At 63.8% G+C, this 12,909-nt stretch carries 10 protein-coding genes and 3 pseudogenes; 6 read left to right on the top strand and 7 right to left on the bottom strand.

All coding sequences use genetic code 11. The features are described 5' to 3' along the window. Window positions 1-12: 12 nt before the first annotated feature. Together LG334_RS08480 and LG334_RS08475 are read left to right on the top strand one after the other, a co-directional pair. Window positions 13-177: pseudogene (locus LG334_RS08480) on the top strand (IS630 family transposase); the annotation flags it as partial. A 91-nt stretch (window positions 178-268) separates the two neighbouring features. Next, window positions 269-727: pseudogene (locus LG334_RS08475) on the top strand (transposase); the annotation flags it as partial. A 45-nt stretch (window positions 728-772) separates the two neighbouring features. On the opposite strand, the gene tnpC reads toward LG334_RS08475, so the two are convergent. The 3 genes from tnpC to tnpA are packed head-to-tail and all read right to left on the bottom strand — an operon-like array spanning window position 773 to window position 3,054. Next, window positions 773-2,368, bottom strand: a complete 1,596-nt coding sequence (tnpC, locus tag LG334_RS08470; protein ID WP_404379499.1) for an IS66 family transposase — start codon at window positions 2,366-2,368, stop codon at window positions 773-775. A gap of 60 nt (window positions 2,369-2,428) precedes the next feature. After that, window positions 2,429-2,776: an IS66 family insertion sequence element accessory protein TnpB gene (gene tnpB, locus LG334_RS08465; protein ID WP_404379667.1), complete on the bottom strand. Its 348-nt coding sequence runs from the start codon at window positions 2,774-2,776 to the stop codon at window positions 2,429-2,431. Further along, a complete protein-coding gene (gene tnpA, locus LG334_RS08460; protein ID WP_404379507.1) occupies window positions 2,773-3,054 on the bottom strand; it encodes an IS66 family insertion sequence element accessory protein TnpA in 282 nt (93 codons plus the stop codon). Before tnpA ends, tnpB begins: the two co-directional genes overlap by 4 nt. A 155-nt stretch (window positions 3,055-3,209) precedes the next feature. Between tnpA and LG334_RS08455 the strand changes: the two are divergent. Continuing rightward, window positions 3,210-4,022: pseudogene (locus LG334_RS08455) on the top strand (IS256 family transposase); the annotation flags it as partial. Between the two features lie 171 nt (window positions 4,023-4,193). Here the strand turns inward: LG334_RS08455 and LG334_RS08450 are convergent. From LG334_RS08450 to asnB (LG334_RS08435), 4 genes are all read right to left on the bottom strand, one after another. Continuing rightward, window positions 4,194-4,589 carry a GtrA family protein gene (locus tag LG334_RS08450; RefSeq protein ID WP_404385134.1) on the bottom strand — a complete coding sequence of 132 codons (396 nt, stop codon included), beginning with the start codon at window positions 4,587-4,589 and terminating at the stop codon, window positions 4,194-4,196. 9 nt (window positions 4,590-4,598) lie between these two features. Next, entirely contained in the window at window positions 4,599-5,378 is a 780-nt protein-coding gene (locus tag LG334_RS08445; RefSeq protein WP_404385132.1) for a class I SAM-dependent methyltransferase, read from the bottom strand. 342 nt (window positions 5,379-5,720) lie between these two features. Then, a complete protein-coding gene (locus LG334_RS08440) occupies window positions 5,721-6,953 on the bottom strand; it encodes a glycosyltransferase family 4 protein (RefSeq protein WP_404385130.1) in 1,233 nt (410 codons plus the stop codon). After that, window positions 6,950-8,929 (bottom strand): asparagine synthase (glutamine-hydrolyzing), encoded by a 1,980-nt coding sequence (gene asnB, locus LG334_RS08435; protein WP_404385128.1) that lies wholly within the window; start codon window positions 8,927-8,929, stop codon window positions 6,950-6,952. The genes LG334_RS08440 and asnB (LG334_RS08435) overlap by 4 nt, the downstream gene beginning before the upstream one ends. Window positions 8,930-9,092: 163 nt before the next feature. Here asnB (LG334_RS08435) and LG334_RS08430 point away from each other — a divergent pair, with 163 nt between their 5' ends. From LG334_RS08430 to LG334_RS08420, 3 genes are read left to right on the top strand one after another with little or no spacing between them, the layout of a single operon-like run. Continuing rightward, window positions 9,093-10,130, top strand: coding sequence for a glycosyltransferase family 2 protein (locus tag LG334_RS08430; RefSeq protein ID WP_404385126.1), 1,038 nt, complete (start codon window positions 9,093-9,095; stop codon window positions 10,128-10,130). Next, window positions 10,130-11,992 (top strand): asparagine synthase (glutamine-hydrolyzing), encoded by a 1,863-nt coding sequence (asnB, locus tag LG334_RS08425; protein WP_404385124.1) that lies wholly within the window; start codon window positions 10,130-10,132, stop codon window positions 11,990-11,992. The genes LG334_RS08430 and asnB (LG334_RS08425) overlap by 1 nt, the downstream gene beginning before the upstream one ends. A gap of 16 nt (window positions 11,993-12,008) precedes the next feature. Next, window positions 12,009-12,746 carry a class I SAM-dependent methyltransferase gene (locus LG334_RS08420; RefSeq protein ID WP_404385122.1) on the top strand — a complete coding sequence of 246 codons (738 nt, stop codon included), beginning with the start codon at window positions 12,009-12,011 and terminating at the stop codon, window positions 12,744-12,746. The last annotated feature ends 163 nt before the right edge of the window (window positions 12,747-12,909 follow it).

Here is a 12,909-nt window from a genome sequence, read left to right as displayed (position 1 = left end):
GGGAGGTTTGTCATGGCGGCTCCAGTCCCTCTGCGCGGCGACTTCGACGGCTCGGCGCTACGACGGCTTGCGAAGGCCTCGAGCGATGGGAACCAGACACGCCGGTTGCTGGCGTTGGCGTCGATCTATGACGGCGGCAGTCGAAGCATGGCGGCCAGGGTTGGTGGGGTCGAGCTATGGCGGAAAGTGGGTGACAGCCTGAGAAGGGGGTGGCGTATCGTGGAGGTGTCTTACGCCTTCCACATCTCCAACAAGGGAGTGATACGCCATGACCGACGATACCGTTGTCGCCCTGCGCCAGCCAGGGGAAACCGACGATCCGCTGACCGAGGTTCTGCGTGCCGGGGCGCGGCAGCTTTTGGCGCAAGCCGTGGAGGCCGAGGTCGCGGCCATGCTTGCCGAGCATGAACACCTGACGACGGAAGACGGCCGGCGGCGCCTGGTCCGTCACGGCCACGGCCCGGAGCGCGAGATCCTGACGGGCATCGGCCCCGTTCCCGTGCGACGGCCGAAGGTGCGGGACCGTGGCGCCGATGGAGAAGGCCGCATTCGCTTCACCTCTGCCATCCTGCCGCGGTTCGCCCGACGCACGCGGTCCATCGACGCCGTCCTGCCGACGCTCTACCTGCGCGGCCTGTCGAGTGGCGACTTCCAGGACGCCCTGGAGGCGCTGCTTGGCAAGGAGGCGCCCGGCCTGTCGCCGCAGGTGATCAGCCGCCTGAAGGCGGAATGTAAGCGTCTTCCAGCGGCTGCGGCGGCCGATTGTTGACGCTCAAGCGGCTTTCTGGTCGTCGTTTGGCTGCCCGATGTTCCACGGCAGCAGGTCGTCGATCCGGTTGATTGGGTGGTCGGCGATGCGGGTCAGCACCTGGGTGAGATAGATCTGCGGGTCGAGGCCGTTGAGCCTCGCGGTCTCGATCAGCGTGTAGACGGCCGCTGCCCGGTGGCCGCCGGCGTCGGAGCCAGCGAAGAGGTAGTTCTTCCGGCCCAGGGCCAGCGGGCGGATAGCGCGTTCGGCGGCGTTGTTGCTGATCTCGCAGCGGCCATCGCCCGCGTAGCGGGTCAGCGCCGGCCAGCGCGTCAGGGCGTATCGCAAGGCGGCCGCCAGATCGCTCTTGCCCGGCAGCTTGCGGAGGCTGGTGTCGAAGAAGGTCTTCACCGCCTCCAGCCGGGGCAGGCTCTGTGCCTGGCGCACGCGCAGGCGCTCGTCGGCCGGGCGGCCGGTGATCCGACGCTCGGCGTCGAACAACGCGCCGATCAGTTCCAGGGCCCGGGCGGCGATGGGTGATCCTGTCGCCGCATGGACGTCGTGGATCTTGCGCCGCACATGGGCCCAGCATGCCACCTCCTGCACGGACGCGACGCCGTCCTCTCCCGGCTCGTACAGCTTGTTGAAACCGGCATAGCCGTCGGCGTGCAGAAGGCCGCGAAAGCCCTGCAACTCGGTCTGCGGATGGATGCCCTTGCGGTCGGGCGTGTAGCGGTAAAGCACGGCCGGCGGCGCCGGGCCGGCATGGGGACGTTCGTCGCGCAGATAGACCCATTGTCGCGCCTGCCGGGTCTTGCCGGCGCCCGGGCTGAGCACCGGCACCGGCGTGTCGTCGGCGTGCAAGGCGTCGCCGGCGCGCACGTGGCGGCCAATCGCCTCGACCAGCGGCGCCACCAGGGCGGCCGTCCTGCCGACCCAGCCCGCCAGCAGCGCCCGGGGCAGCGTCACGCCCTCGCGGGCGTAGATCTGGCTCTGGCGGTACAGCGGCAGGTGGTCGCAGTATTTCGACACCAGGACATGCGACAGCAGGGCCGGCGACGGCAGGCCGCGCGCCACCGGCAGGGACGGCATCGGCGTCTGCACCATGCTCTCGCACGTCCGGCACGACAGCGCCGGACGGACATGGCGGATCACCCGGAAACGGCCGGGCACGTAGTCGAGGATCTCGGTCACGTCCTCGCCCACCGTGTGCATGGCGCCGCCGCAGGCCGGGCAGTCGTCGGCGGGATCATGACGGACCTCGTCGCGCGGCAGATGCTCCGGTAGGGCGCGGCGACGGCGCGCGGCAGGCTGGTCCGGGGCGTCGGCCTCGGTCGGCTCCGGCGGCGCTTCATCCTCTGCTTCGGCCGCTTCGGCCGCTTCGGCCTCCAGGTCCTCCAGGGCCAGTTCGAGCTGTTCGATCTCGCGGGACAGCTTCTCCGACGATCGCCCGAACGTCATCCGCCGCAGGCGGGCGAGTTGCACCTTCAGCTTCTCGACTTCCAGCGCCTTGGCGGTCAGGCCGGCCCTGGCCGCGGCCAGTTCCTCGGCCTGCGCGGCGATGATCGCCCGCAGGGCCTCGACGTCGTCGGGAAGCTGGGAAGACGGTGCGGAAGGCATGGCCGGATTCTAGCCGCAGAAGCCCTAAAAACCAAGGATTTCGGCGCCTTCCGGGGCTCGTCAGCCGGCTGTCTCCGGCCGCCATGTCCGCGTCGGCATGCGCCAGTCGATGCCCTCGATCAGCATGCTCAACTGGGCCGGCGTCAGCGCCGCCACGCCGCCCTCCGCCGACGGCCAGACGAAGCGTCCCTTCTCCAGCCGCTTGGTGAACAGGCAGAAGCCCTGGCCGTCCCAGGCGAGGATCTTGACCAGGTCGCCACGCCGCCCGCGGAAGACGAACAGGTGCCCCGAGAACGGGTCCTTCTTCAGGACCTCCTGCACCAGCATGGCGAGGCCGGGCATGCCCTTTCGCATGTCGGTCCGGCCGAGCGCCAGGTAGACACGCACGCCCGGCGGAACGGCGATCATGCCCCCTCCAGGGCCGCGACCAGCGTCCGCAACCGGGGTGGCGCGATGGTGGCCGGCACGATCAGGCGGCGCCCGTTGGTGAGCACGATCTCGACCGGAGACGGTTCCTCGGGCACGCGAGCGGCCGCCTCCTCCGGTGCCGTCACCTGGACGGGCAGAAAGCCGGGTGCGGCCGGAGCTGTCTTCCGGCACCAGCGCCCGAGGACGCTGGGATGAACACCATTCCGCCGCGCCACTGCGGCCACCGAAAGGCCGCTCTCGGCAACCTCTCTGACCATCCGCTCCTTGTCTGCCCGGGGCCATGTCCGTCGCCGCGCCGGAGGCTGACTACCATCGTAGGCCATAAGCAACTCGCTCCATCCGCCGATCCACTCCAAGATCGACGAAGTCAGCACTATCGGGACGTCGGCGCCAAGGCAGCCGTCAGAAGACGGTTACGGCGGAATGGCAGGCCGAATACGACCGCTGGCGCAAGCGCGACCTGACGGCCCGGCAGTACGTCTACATCTGGGCCGATGGCGTCTACCTCCAGGGCCGCATGGAAGACGAGAAGCAGAGCATCCTCGTCATCATAGGTGCCACGCCGGAAGGCCGGAAGGAATTGGTCGGTTTCCAGGCCGGCTTTCGCGAAAGCGCCCAGAGCTGGCGCGAACTGCTCAACGACATCAAGGGGCGCGGCCTCGCCCAGGGGCCGAAGCTCGCCATCGGCGACGGCGCGCTGGGGTTCTGGAAGGCGCTCGACGAGGTTTATCCCGGCGCCCGCCATCAGCGCTGCTGGGTGCACAAGACGGCTAACGTCCTCAACAAGCTGCCGAAGTCGCGCCAGAGGGCGGCCAAGGAGGATCTCCACGCCATCTGGATGGCCGACGGCCGCGCCGAAGCCGAGGCGGCCATGGACACCTTCGAGGCCAAGTATGGCGCGAAGTACCCCCAGGCCGTCGGCTGCCTGACCAAGGGCCGCGTCGCCCTGCTGGCCTTCTACGACTTCCCGGCCGAGCACTGGCAGCACGTGCGAACCTCAAACCCCATCGAGAGCGTCTTCGCCACCGTCCGGCACCGCACCGTGCGCACCAAGGGCTGCCTGTCGCACAAAACCGCCCTGGCGATGGTCTTCAAGCTGGTCACCGCCGCCAGCAAGACCTGGCGCCGACTGTCGGGCAACAACCGCTTGCCCCAGGTGATCAAGGGTGTCAGGTTCCGCGACGGCATTCAGGTGAAGAACGCCGACCAATCCGCCGCCGCCTGATCATGCCGTCACCCACGATTGGTCATAGCTCACCGCTTGCCCCAGGTGATCAAGGGTGTCAGGTTCCGCGACGGCATTCAGGTGAAGAACGCCGACCAATCCGCCGCCGCCTGATCATGCCGTTACCCACGATTGGTCATAGCTCAAGCCTCACCAACGCGGGCCCCTGAATTACGACCTGGGCGTCGTCCGTGCGAATGACCACAGCAACTGCCCGAAGAATGTCGCTGTTGCGAACAGTAGGCCCAAGGCGACCTGAACGATGCCGTATCCGATATCGAAATAATTTGGGATCAAGGCAGTCGCTCCGACGTTTGCCAGGAAAAGTGCGGCAACCAGAAGGATATACCGGGGGGCCGAAGATCGATGGGGTCGATCAGTGCGGTATGTCAAGTAGTAATGGAAAACATAGTTATATATTACTGCTATGACATACGAGATTCCAGCGGCGACAGACGGTGGGAGCTTCAAGACCTCAGCAGACACTATAATAATAAGCGCGTACAGCGCTGCTGTGCTTGCACCTCCTAAAATAAACCGGAACGGAATACTCTTGTCGGTAAACATCTCTGATCGTTACCCGGGTTCTATGGTTGTGCGGCGCCAAACCGCCAGGAATGCCGCGTAGGGGGCCCGTCCCGGCAGCAGACCGTATAGGCGTTCCGCGGGAAAAAGTATCTTGGACAGGGCCGGCTTGGCTTTAAGCGGCACGCGCAGGATCAGGCTGTTGAGAACGGCGTAGAACGCCGGTCCCCCAAAGTATGTAAGCCGATGGCGCTCAAAATACGGCTGCCCGAGCTCCAAAAGCGCATCATGCCTCAAGGCCTCCTCCGTGTCTGCCTCGAACCATTTGTCCTTACGATACCAGGCGCGGCGCACATTGCTCATAAGGAAATCGTCGTTCGGTTCCATCATCATGAAGAAGCCGCCCGGCTTCACCATCTTGGCGACGTTCTCGAGCGACGTTTTCAGGTCGGCCACGCAATGGTGAAGCCCGCCGATGACCAGCGCCGCATCATAGCTCTCGGTCACAGGCATGGGGAGGGTCAAGTCGGCCATGTGAGCCGGGAAACCCGTGTGCCGCTCGTAGTCCCGGCACGCGTTATCAGAAATATCGTATCCGGTCGTCTTTACTGTTGGGAAGTAACTCCTAAGGGCGATGGAGTTGTGGCCGCTGCCGCACGCCAGGTCGGCCACGGAGGCATTGTTCAGCGGAAGGTCCTGAAATAGCGGCCGGTAGATGAAGCGGTGCCGATAGGCCATGGATGGCGCGTCGTAGTAATGCGCTTCATAATCACTGTGTATCGCCTCGTAGTGCGCCTGCTGAGGGTTGGGGGCCGAAGGAGGCTCTTCCATAGTTCCGCTCCACACGTTTAACGGTATTTTGTTTGTGCCCATCCACATGGCGACCTGGCCGCCCTGTCTGTACAAGCGCGGGCTGTCAGCATAAGGGCGGCTGCGGCGTGGAGAGTCAATATTCGTGCAATGACAGAGGCGGTGTCGGCCGAGGTATTCGCATCCCTCACCACGGCCGGTTGGGGAAGCGGGGGATTGATCAGCCGGCCCGGGCACTGCGCGGCGGGGTCCCGGCTTGGTCTGGCCGCGCCGGAGAACGAGGGAAGGCATTATGGCCTGTCGGGGGGCGGCAGTCGCGGCAATATCCGGAAATCTTATTTTCAGTCGGTTGGATCTGTCAGTTCAAAGTCCGTGACGGGCGGCGCCTCTATCCTCGCTTGGTTCCCCGACCGCATTGGTTAATGCCGTCGTCGACGGCCAGTTCATTACCTCATCGTAGAGGCTCAGGAACGCGCCAAGGACGGCGTGGTCGCCGAACGTGGTCTCGACACTCCGCCGCGCCCGCGCGCCAAGGTTATGGCGCAACGTGGGGTCCGCAGCCAACCGGGCAACGGCGTCGGCGAGTGCTTCCGGGTCGCGGGGCGCAACCTTAATGCCGTTGATACCGTCGTCCACCAATGCGCGACAGCCCGGAACATCGGTGGTCACGAGCGGCCTGCCGCATGCGGCGGCCTCCAGCAGGCTGCGCGGCATGCCCTCCCGGTAACTGGGCAGAACCGCGATATGACTTTCGGCCCAGACAGTCGCGATGTCATCACGCCGCCCCTGCCAGTCGACAATTCCCTCGGCCCGCCATTGTTGCAAGGTCGTCATCGGTATGGCGTTGGGATTGTCGCCATCCCTGTCGCCGACCAAGCACACCTTGACCGGCACATTACGCGCACGGAGCAGGCGAGCCGCCTCCACCATTTCGCCTATGCCCTTGTCCCACAGCATCCGCGCGACAACGGTCGCGACTATGGGGCCGTCTCTCGACGGCTCGGGGCAGACGGAGAACGCCTCTGTGTCGACGCCCGATCCCGGTATGAGACGCAGGCGCTCGGGTGCCACAAGGCCGCGCGACAAAAAGAGGTCCGCGTCGTCCTGATTCTGCACCACGAGCATGCTGCCCGGTGCGTTGAGCAACATTCGGAAGGCGCTGACGACGCCCGGCCGTGCCAGCCGCATGGCCAATTTGGACGACGAGAAGACACTACCCATGCCAATCATGGCATTGACGATCTTGTTCACCCCCGCCAAGCGGGCGGCGAGGGTCCCGTAAAGGACGGGCTTTAGGGCCGCATGGTGGAGCACGTCGGGCCGTACGCGGCGGTACAGCCTCCGCAATTCCCGGATCGTTGCGAATTCGCGGAGCGGATTCAAGCTGCTGCGGTTGATGCCAATAGGGTGCAGGGTCAATCCCTCTGCCCGAATTTGGTCGCCATGGTTTCTCACGCGGCATGCGACGTGTACGTCCCACCCCGCATCCCGCGCAGCGCGCGCAACACCAATTCGATGCGAGCAGAAAGCCCAGTCCTCGGTCACGAGGATCAGCAGCCGGCGGGCCCCTGACCGTGGCGGCGAGACATTGGTCATGAAGCAATTCTTTCCAAGGAATTTTCGCCAGCGTCCTGCGCGCGTTTCCAGCTCTGGAACATCAAAACAGCCCAAAGTCTGTACTGCCAGTTGCGGCGGCACGACTGATGTTCGTCCCATATGGCGCGAATCAGTGCCGGGTCCAGCAGGCCGTCTTCAGCCAGCTGGCGGGGGTTTAGCAGGTCGTCGGCCCAGTCGCGCAAGGGGCCGCGCAGCCATTCGGCAATGGGGACGCCGAACCCCATTTTGGGCCGCTCGATAAGCTCGCGCGGAACATGGCGATACAGCACCTCGCGCAGCAGCCACTTCCCTTTCCCGTCGCGCATCTTGAGGTGGCCGGGAAGCTGCCAGGCAAAGGCCGCCACGCGGTGGTCCAGGATGGGCACGCGCGCCTCCAGACTTGCGGCCATGCTCGCGCGGTCTACTTTGGTGAGGATGTCGTCAGGCAGGTAGGTCAAGGTGTCCAGGTACTGGAGGCGTTCCACCACGTCTTCGGGCGCGCCGGCGCCGCCCGGATCATCCACGGTGGTCAGGGCCTCCGCCTGCCCCAAGCACAACGCCGCCGGATCGTGCCATTGGCTGATAAGGTAACGGTACACGGCGTCGCGATCCCGCAACGGCAGAAGCCCGGCCAGCTTGTGCAGCCGGTCCCCGGCGGCGAAGGGGCGGAGGCGGTCGGGCAGAAGGTCGAACAGCCTTTGCCAGGTCGCCGGCGGGACCGCGCGGATGCCGCCGGCACCGAGGGCGCGTACGGGCGCCGGCACGCGCGAAAGCGAATCCCACATCCGCGAGGTGAGAGCATATCGGGTATAGCCGGCAAACAATTCGTCGCCGCCGTCGCCGGAGAGGGCCACGGTCACATGCTGGCGCGTCATGGCGGACAGAAGTATCGTGGGGATTTGACTGGAGTCGGCGAAGGGCTCGTCGTACACGTGCGCCAAACGGGGAATTACGTCGCGCGCCTCATCGGGCGAGATGTACAACTCGGTATGCTCGGTTCCCAGGTGCTCTGCAACAGCCTTTGCGTGCTGGGCCTCGTTGTAGTCGTTTTCGGCAAACCCGATCGTAAAGGTACGCACCGGCCGCTCGCTGGCGGCCTGCATGAGTGCTGTCACGACCGAGCTGTCGATGCCGCCGGAGAGGAAGGCGCCGAGCGGAACATCGGCGACCATGCGGCGGCGCACGGCGTCGCCTAGCAGGCCTTCCAGGCGATCCGTCGCCTCGGAATCGCTGATGGTGTCCAGTCGGTTGCGCTCCGCTTCGGCGACTGTGTCGCGTAGCGTCCAAAACGCCGAAAGCTCCGGTTGCTTCTCCGCATCGGGGCGGACGCATAGAATATGTCCAGGCGGCAGCTTGTTGACGCCCTTGTAGATCGACCCCGGACTTGGGACATAGCCATAGCGCATGTACGCGGCCAGGGCGGCGCGATCGATCTCCGGTGTCCAGTCCGCCTGGGCGCGGAGCGCCTTGAGTTCCGACCCAAAGATGGTCAGGCCGCCGAAGTGGGCCCAGTACAGTGGCTTGATGCCCAGGCGGTCGCGCACGAGCCACAGGCAACGGGTCGCCTTGTCCCACACGGCAAAGGCGAACATGCCGATCAGGCGCCGCGCGGTCGCCTCAACGCCCCAAAGGCGGCACCCCTCCACGATGACTTCCGTGTCCGAGTGTCCCCGGAAGGGACCAACACCAGCGGCCTCCAGCTCCTCTCGGAGTTCGGGCGCGTTGTAGACCTCGCCATTGTAGGAGACCACAAGCCGCCCGTCGGCCGAAACCATTGGCTGGTGGCCGGCCGGCGACAGATCGACGATGGCAAGCCGGCGATGGGCGAGGGCAATGCCGGCCTCGGCGTCGGTCCATTCGTCGCCGCCGTCCGGGCCCCGATGCAGAAGGGTTCTACCCATGGCGGCGGCCCGACCACGGAGTTCTAGCTCGCCATGGCGCGTTGAGCGATCAAGGAAGCCAGCAATGCCGCACATAATTGTGATACGCCCCTCAGAAAAGAAGACACTTAGCTATATCCACCGTGCTTTCGGGGTCAAGAGCTGGATTTCATAACCGCTCCGATGGTGAGTGTGTTCAAGCGAATGTGTTCGTGGTAAAAGGCGCCGCACCGGAATATCAGGACTGCGAACGTGCTCCATGGAAAGTCTGCAAAAGCAAGTTACTGACGCGCGCAAAAGCGTCCGCCGCGCGAGCGCGATGCCAAAGCCAGCGCTTCAGTTGTCCGTGATCATCCCAATCTACAACGAAGAAGATAGCATCGCGGTCCTTTGCGAACGGCTTTTTGCGGTGATGGACCGGTTGGGTCGGACCTTTGAGGTTATCTGTGTAAACGATGGCAGCCGGGACCGGTCGCTACAGGTTCTTCGTGAACATGCGGTTCTACGGCCTGAACTCAAGATCGTCAGTTTCCGCCGAAACTTTGGACAAACCGCTGCCATGATGGCGGGGATCGACCATTCCAGCGGCGACGTGATTATCTCGCTTGACGCCGATCTGCAGAACGATCCCGATGATATCCCCATGCTGTTGGACAAGATGTCCGAGGGCTATGACGTTGTTTCGGGCTGGCGCAAGAACCGGCAGGACGCTGCCATCCGCCGAAATCTGGTCAGCCGGATGGCCAATCGCATCATCTCCACCATTTCGGGCGTGCATCTCCATGACTACGGCTGCACGCTCAAGGCCTATCACCACGATGTGGTAAAAGGCATCCGACTTTACGGAGAAATGCACCGCTTCATCCCGATTTATGCTTCTTGGATGGGGGCCAGGGTTTGCGAAATTCCGGTACGTCATCATGCCCGCAAATATGGTAAGTCCAAGTATGGTCTGGAGCGCATCTTCAAGGTCATTCTCGACCTGATCGTGGTGAAGTACCTTGACCGTTACTCTGTTAAGCCGATTTATCTTTTCGGTGGCTTCGGAATGGCGTCGCTGGCGGTTTCCCTCGTTAGCGGCTTCTATATGATTTGGCTGAAGCTGGCGGAAGGCGTCTCCATGATCCTGACCCCGCTTCCGAGCCTGACGGCCATGACGTTCCTTATCGGGATCATGAGTATCCTGTTGGGCCTTCTGGCGGAAATGCTGGTACGGACATACTTCGAAAGCCAGAACCGAACCTCTTATCTTGTGCGGGAGACCTTCAATCTGGATGACGTGGACGACGCTGGCTGATGTGCGGGATCGCGGGGTTCGTCGGTCACGGTGACACGTCCGACCTGCTGGCCATGACCCGCGCGTTGAGGCATCGCGGGCCCGACGGCGAGGGGGTTCACGTCGATGTCGCGCGGGCCGTCTTTCTGGGGCACCGGCGCTTGGCGGTGCGCGACATCGAGGGTGGCGCGCAACCGATGTGGAATGCCACCGAAAGCATCGGCGTGGTCTACAACGGTGAGATCTACAACGCCGCTGAGCTGCGGGCGGAACTTGTCGCCGCTGGCCATCAATTCCGCACCAGCCACTCTGACACCGAGGTCCTCATTCACGGTTTCGCGGAATGGGGTACGGGATTGGCCAGCCGGCTGAACGGCATGTTCGCCTTCGCTATCCTCGACGTGTCGGGGGACCGGCTCTACCTTGCCCGAGACCGCTTTGGGGAAAAGCCGCTCTATTACGCGACCGGGCCGGGGCTCTTCGCGTTTGCGAGTGATCTTGACGGCGTGATCGAGCACCGCGCCATTCCGCGGGAGCCGGATCGTGACGCGTTGCGAAAGCTTTTCGCGTACGGCTACATTCCTGCGCCACGGTCCTTGTATAAGAACACTTTCAAGCTGCCGGGCGGCCACGCGATGGTCGTCGACCTGAAAACGCGACAGGTGCGCACTGAACCGTATTGGCAGTTTGAACTGGAGCCTGATGATGCTCTAGCGGCGCGGAGTGACGAGGACCTCGCGGAAGAGCTGCGCCACCTGCTGGTGCAATCGGTGGGGCGCCGGCTCGTGAGCGACGTTCCGGTCGGGGTGTTCCTCAGCGGCGGCGTCGATTCTGGAGCGGTGCTGAGCGCGGCCGCGAGGCATCTGGCCCCGGACACCATCAAGACCTTCACCATAGGCTTCACCGAGGAATCCTATGATGAGTCCCCGTACGCGCAGGCCGTGGCGGACCATGTGGGATCGTGCCACCAGCAGCGTATTCTGGACCTCGACCAGGCCCGCGACCTTATTCCAGCGGTCCTTGATCGCCTGGGCGAACCCCTCGGCGATCCGTCCATCGTCCCGACGCACATGCTCAGCGCGTTCACGCGGGAACACGTTACTGTTGCGTTGTCCGGTGACGGGGGTGATGAGCTCTTCGCAGGCTATGACCCGTTCAAGGCTCTGAAGCCGGCTGCTCTTTACAGCCGATTGGTGCCGGCCCCGCTTCACCGGATCCTGCGAGGAGCGGCGGAGCGCCTTCCGCGCTCGTCCCGCAACATGAGCCTGGATTTCAAGCTGCGCCGGACCCTCATGGGCCTTTCGCAGCCCGAGGCCGCTTGGGCACCAGCATGGATGGCCCCTGTTGATCCAGCTCTTGCGGACGCGCTGTTCGACGAGCCCATGCGAACCGAGGACGTCTATCGGGAAGCGATGGAGTTGTGGGAAAGCGGCGCCCCGAGTTCCCGCGTCGACAGGTTGTTGCAGTTTTTCACCCGTTTCTACCTGCAGGACAATATTCTTGCCAAGGTCGACCGGGCCTCGATGATGGCATCGCTTGAGACACGCGCGGTCTTTCTCGACAACGACCTTGTGGATTTTTGCCGGCGCCTGCCGCATTGGTTCAAGTACCGCAATGGGACGCGCAAGTTTCTCCTGAAGAAGGCGCTGGAACCCATGCTTCCGCAAGACATCATTCACCGTCGCAAGAAGGGCTTCGGCATTCCCCTGGCCGACTGGATGCGCCAAGTGCCGGCGGTGCCGCCTTTGGACGACGTGAGCGGCATGCGGAGCAAATGGGCCGCCGACGCCTGGGGCAATCACCGAAGCGGCCGCGCGGACAACCGGCTGTTCCTGTGGACCTGGCTGAGCCTGCAACATACGCTTCGCCAATCGGCCCCCTGAGAGAAGGCTTAAAGCGATGGAGTCAACGACATATGCCGCTGAAGCCGAGGCGGAAGCCCGTCATTGGTGGTTCGTTGGGCGTCGCCGCCTGTTTGGCCGCGAGATCAGCCGGCTCTGTGTTGGCGCTGATGCCACAATTTTGGATGTCGGAACCAGTACGGGAACCAATCTGCGGCTGCTGCGGGACAGTGGGTTCCAAAATGTCACCGGTGTGGACATGAGCTCCGACGCCATTCGCTACTGCGCAGAGAAAAACCTGGGGGTCGTAAGGCAGGCCGATGTTCGCGACATGCCGTTCGGCGACTGTAGTTTTGACTTGGTGATGGCCACGGATATCGTGGAACACGTTGACGATGACGAGGCGGCCCTCAGGGAAATTTTCAGGGTTACGCGTCCCGGTGGACATGTGCTGTTTACGGTGCCGGCGTTTCAAAGCCTCTGGGGCCTGCAGGACCGAGTATCGCACCACAAGCGCAGGTACTTACGCGAGCCGTTCAATCGCATGGTTGCCACGGCGGGTTTCTCCGTTACGCGTACGTATTACTTTAATTTCTTGCTATTTGCGCCTATCTGGGTCGCGCGCAGGCTGATCGACGCGACCGCCATGCCGGTAAAGAGCGAAAATCACCTGAGCGGCGGCGTCTTCAATTCAATCCTCGGCGCCATCTTCGATGCCGACTGCCTCGTCGCGCCGTCGCTGCGGCCGCCCTTTGGCGTGTCACTCCTGAGCGTGGCGCAGCGGCCACGGCTCTGACGTTTCGGCTTTTGATAACGCTGCGTCCGCCCATCGCATCTTTCGGGCCCACGCAGATTCAGCGTCATCATATCCAAAGGCCGAATAAGCGTGGACACGATCCCCCACCCAATATAGGTATTGGATCATAACAATGGCTTTGGCATCGGACGCCGGCCTTTTC

This window comes from Caenispirillum salinarum (assembly GCF_044803115.1).
GTDB lineage: Bacteria > Pseudomonadota > Alphaproteobacteria > Rhodospirillales > Rhodospirillaceae > Caenispirillum > Caenispirillum salinarum_A.
This window is presented reverse-complemented; position numbering and strand designations above follow the sequence as displayed.

What these genes read in the sequence shown, in the direction of transcription:
- LG334_RS08440 (WP_404385130.1), bottom strand. Translation starts at nt 6,953, where the DNA reads ATGACCAATGTCTCGCCGCCACGGTCAGGGGCCCGCCGGCTGCTGATC.
- tnpB (WP_404379667.1), bottom strand. Translation starts at nt 2,776, where the DNA reads ATGATCGCCGTTCCGCCGGGCGTGCGTGTCTACCTGGCGCTCGGCCGG.
- tnpC (WP_404379499.1), bottom strand. Translation starts at nt 2,368, where the DNA reads ATGCCTTCCGCACCGTCTTCCCAGCTTCCCGACGACGTCGAGGCCCTG.
- asnB (WP_404385124.1), top strand. Translation starts at nt 10,130, where the DNA reads ATGTGCGGGATCGCGGGGTTCGTCGGTCACGGTGACACGTCCGACCTG.
- LG334_RS08445 (WP_404385132.1), bottom strand. Translation starts at nt 5,378, where the DNA reads ATGGAAGAGCCTCCTTCGGCCCCCAACCCTCAGCAGGCGCACTACGAG.
- LG334_RS08430 (WP_404385126.1), top strand. Translation starts at nt 9,093, where the DNA reads ATGGAAAGTCTGCAAAAGCAAGTTACTGACGCGCGCAAAAGCGTCCGC.
- tnpA (WP_404379507.1), bottom strand. Translation starts at nt 3,054, where the DNA reads ATGGTCAGAGAGGTTGCCGAGAGCGGCCTTTCGGTGGCCGCAGTGGCG.
- asnB (WP_404385128.1), bottom strand. Translation starts at nt 8,929, where the DNA reads ATGTGCGGCATTGCTGGCTTCCTTGATCGCTCAACGCGCCATGGCGAG.
- LG334_RS08420 (WP_404385122.1), top strand. Translation starts at nt 12,009, where the DNA reads ATGGAGTCAACGACATATGCCGCTGAAGCCGAGGCGGAAGCCCGTCAT.
- LG334_RS08450 (WP_404385134.1), bottom strand. Translation starts at nt 4,589, where the DNA reads ATGTTTACCGACAAGAGTATTCCGTTCCGGTTTATTTTAGGAGGTGCA.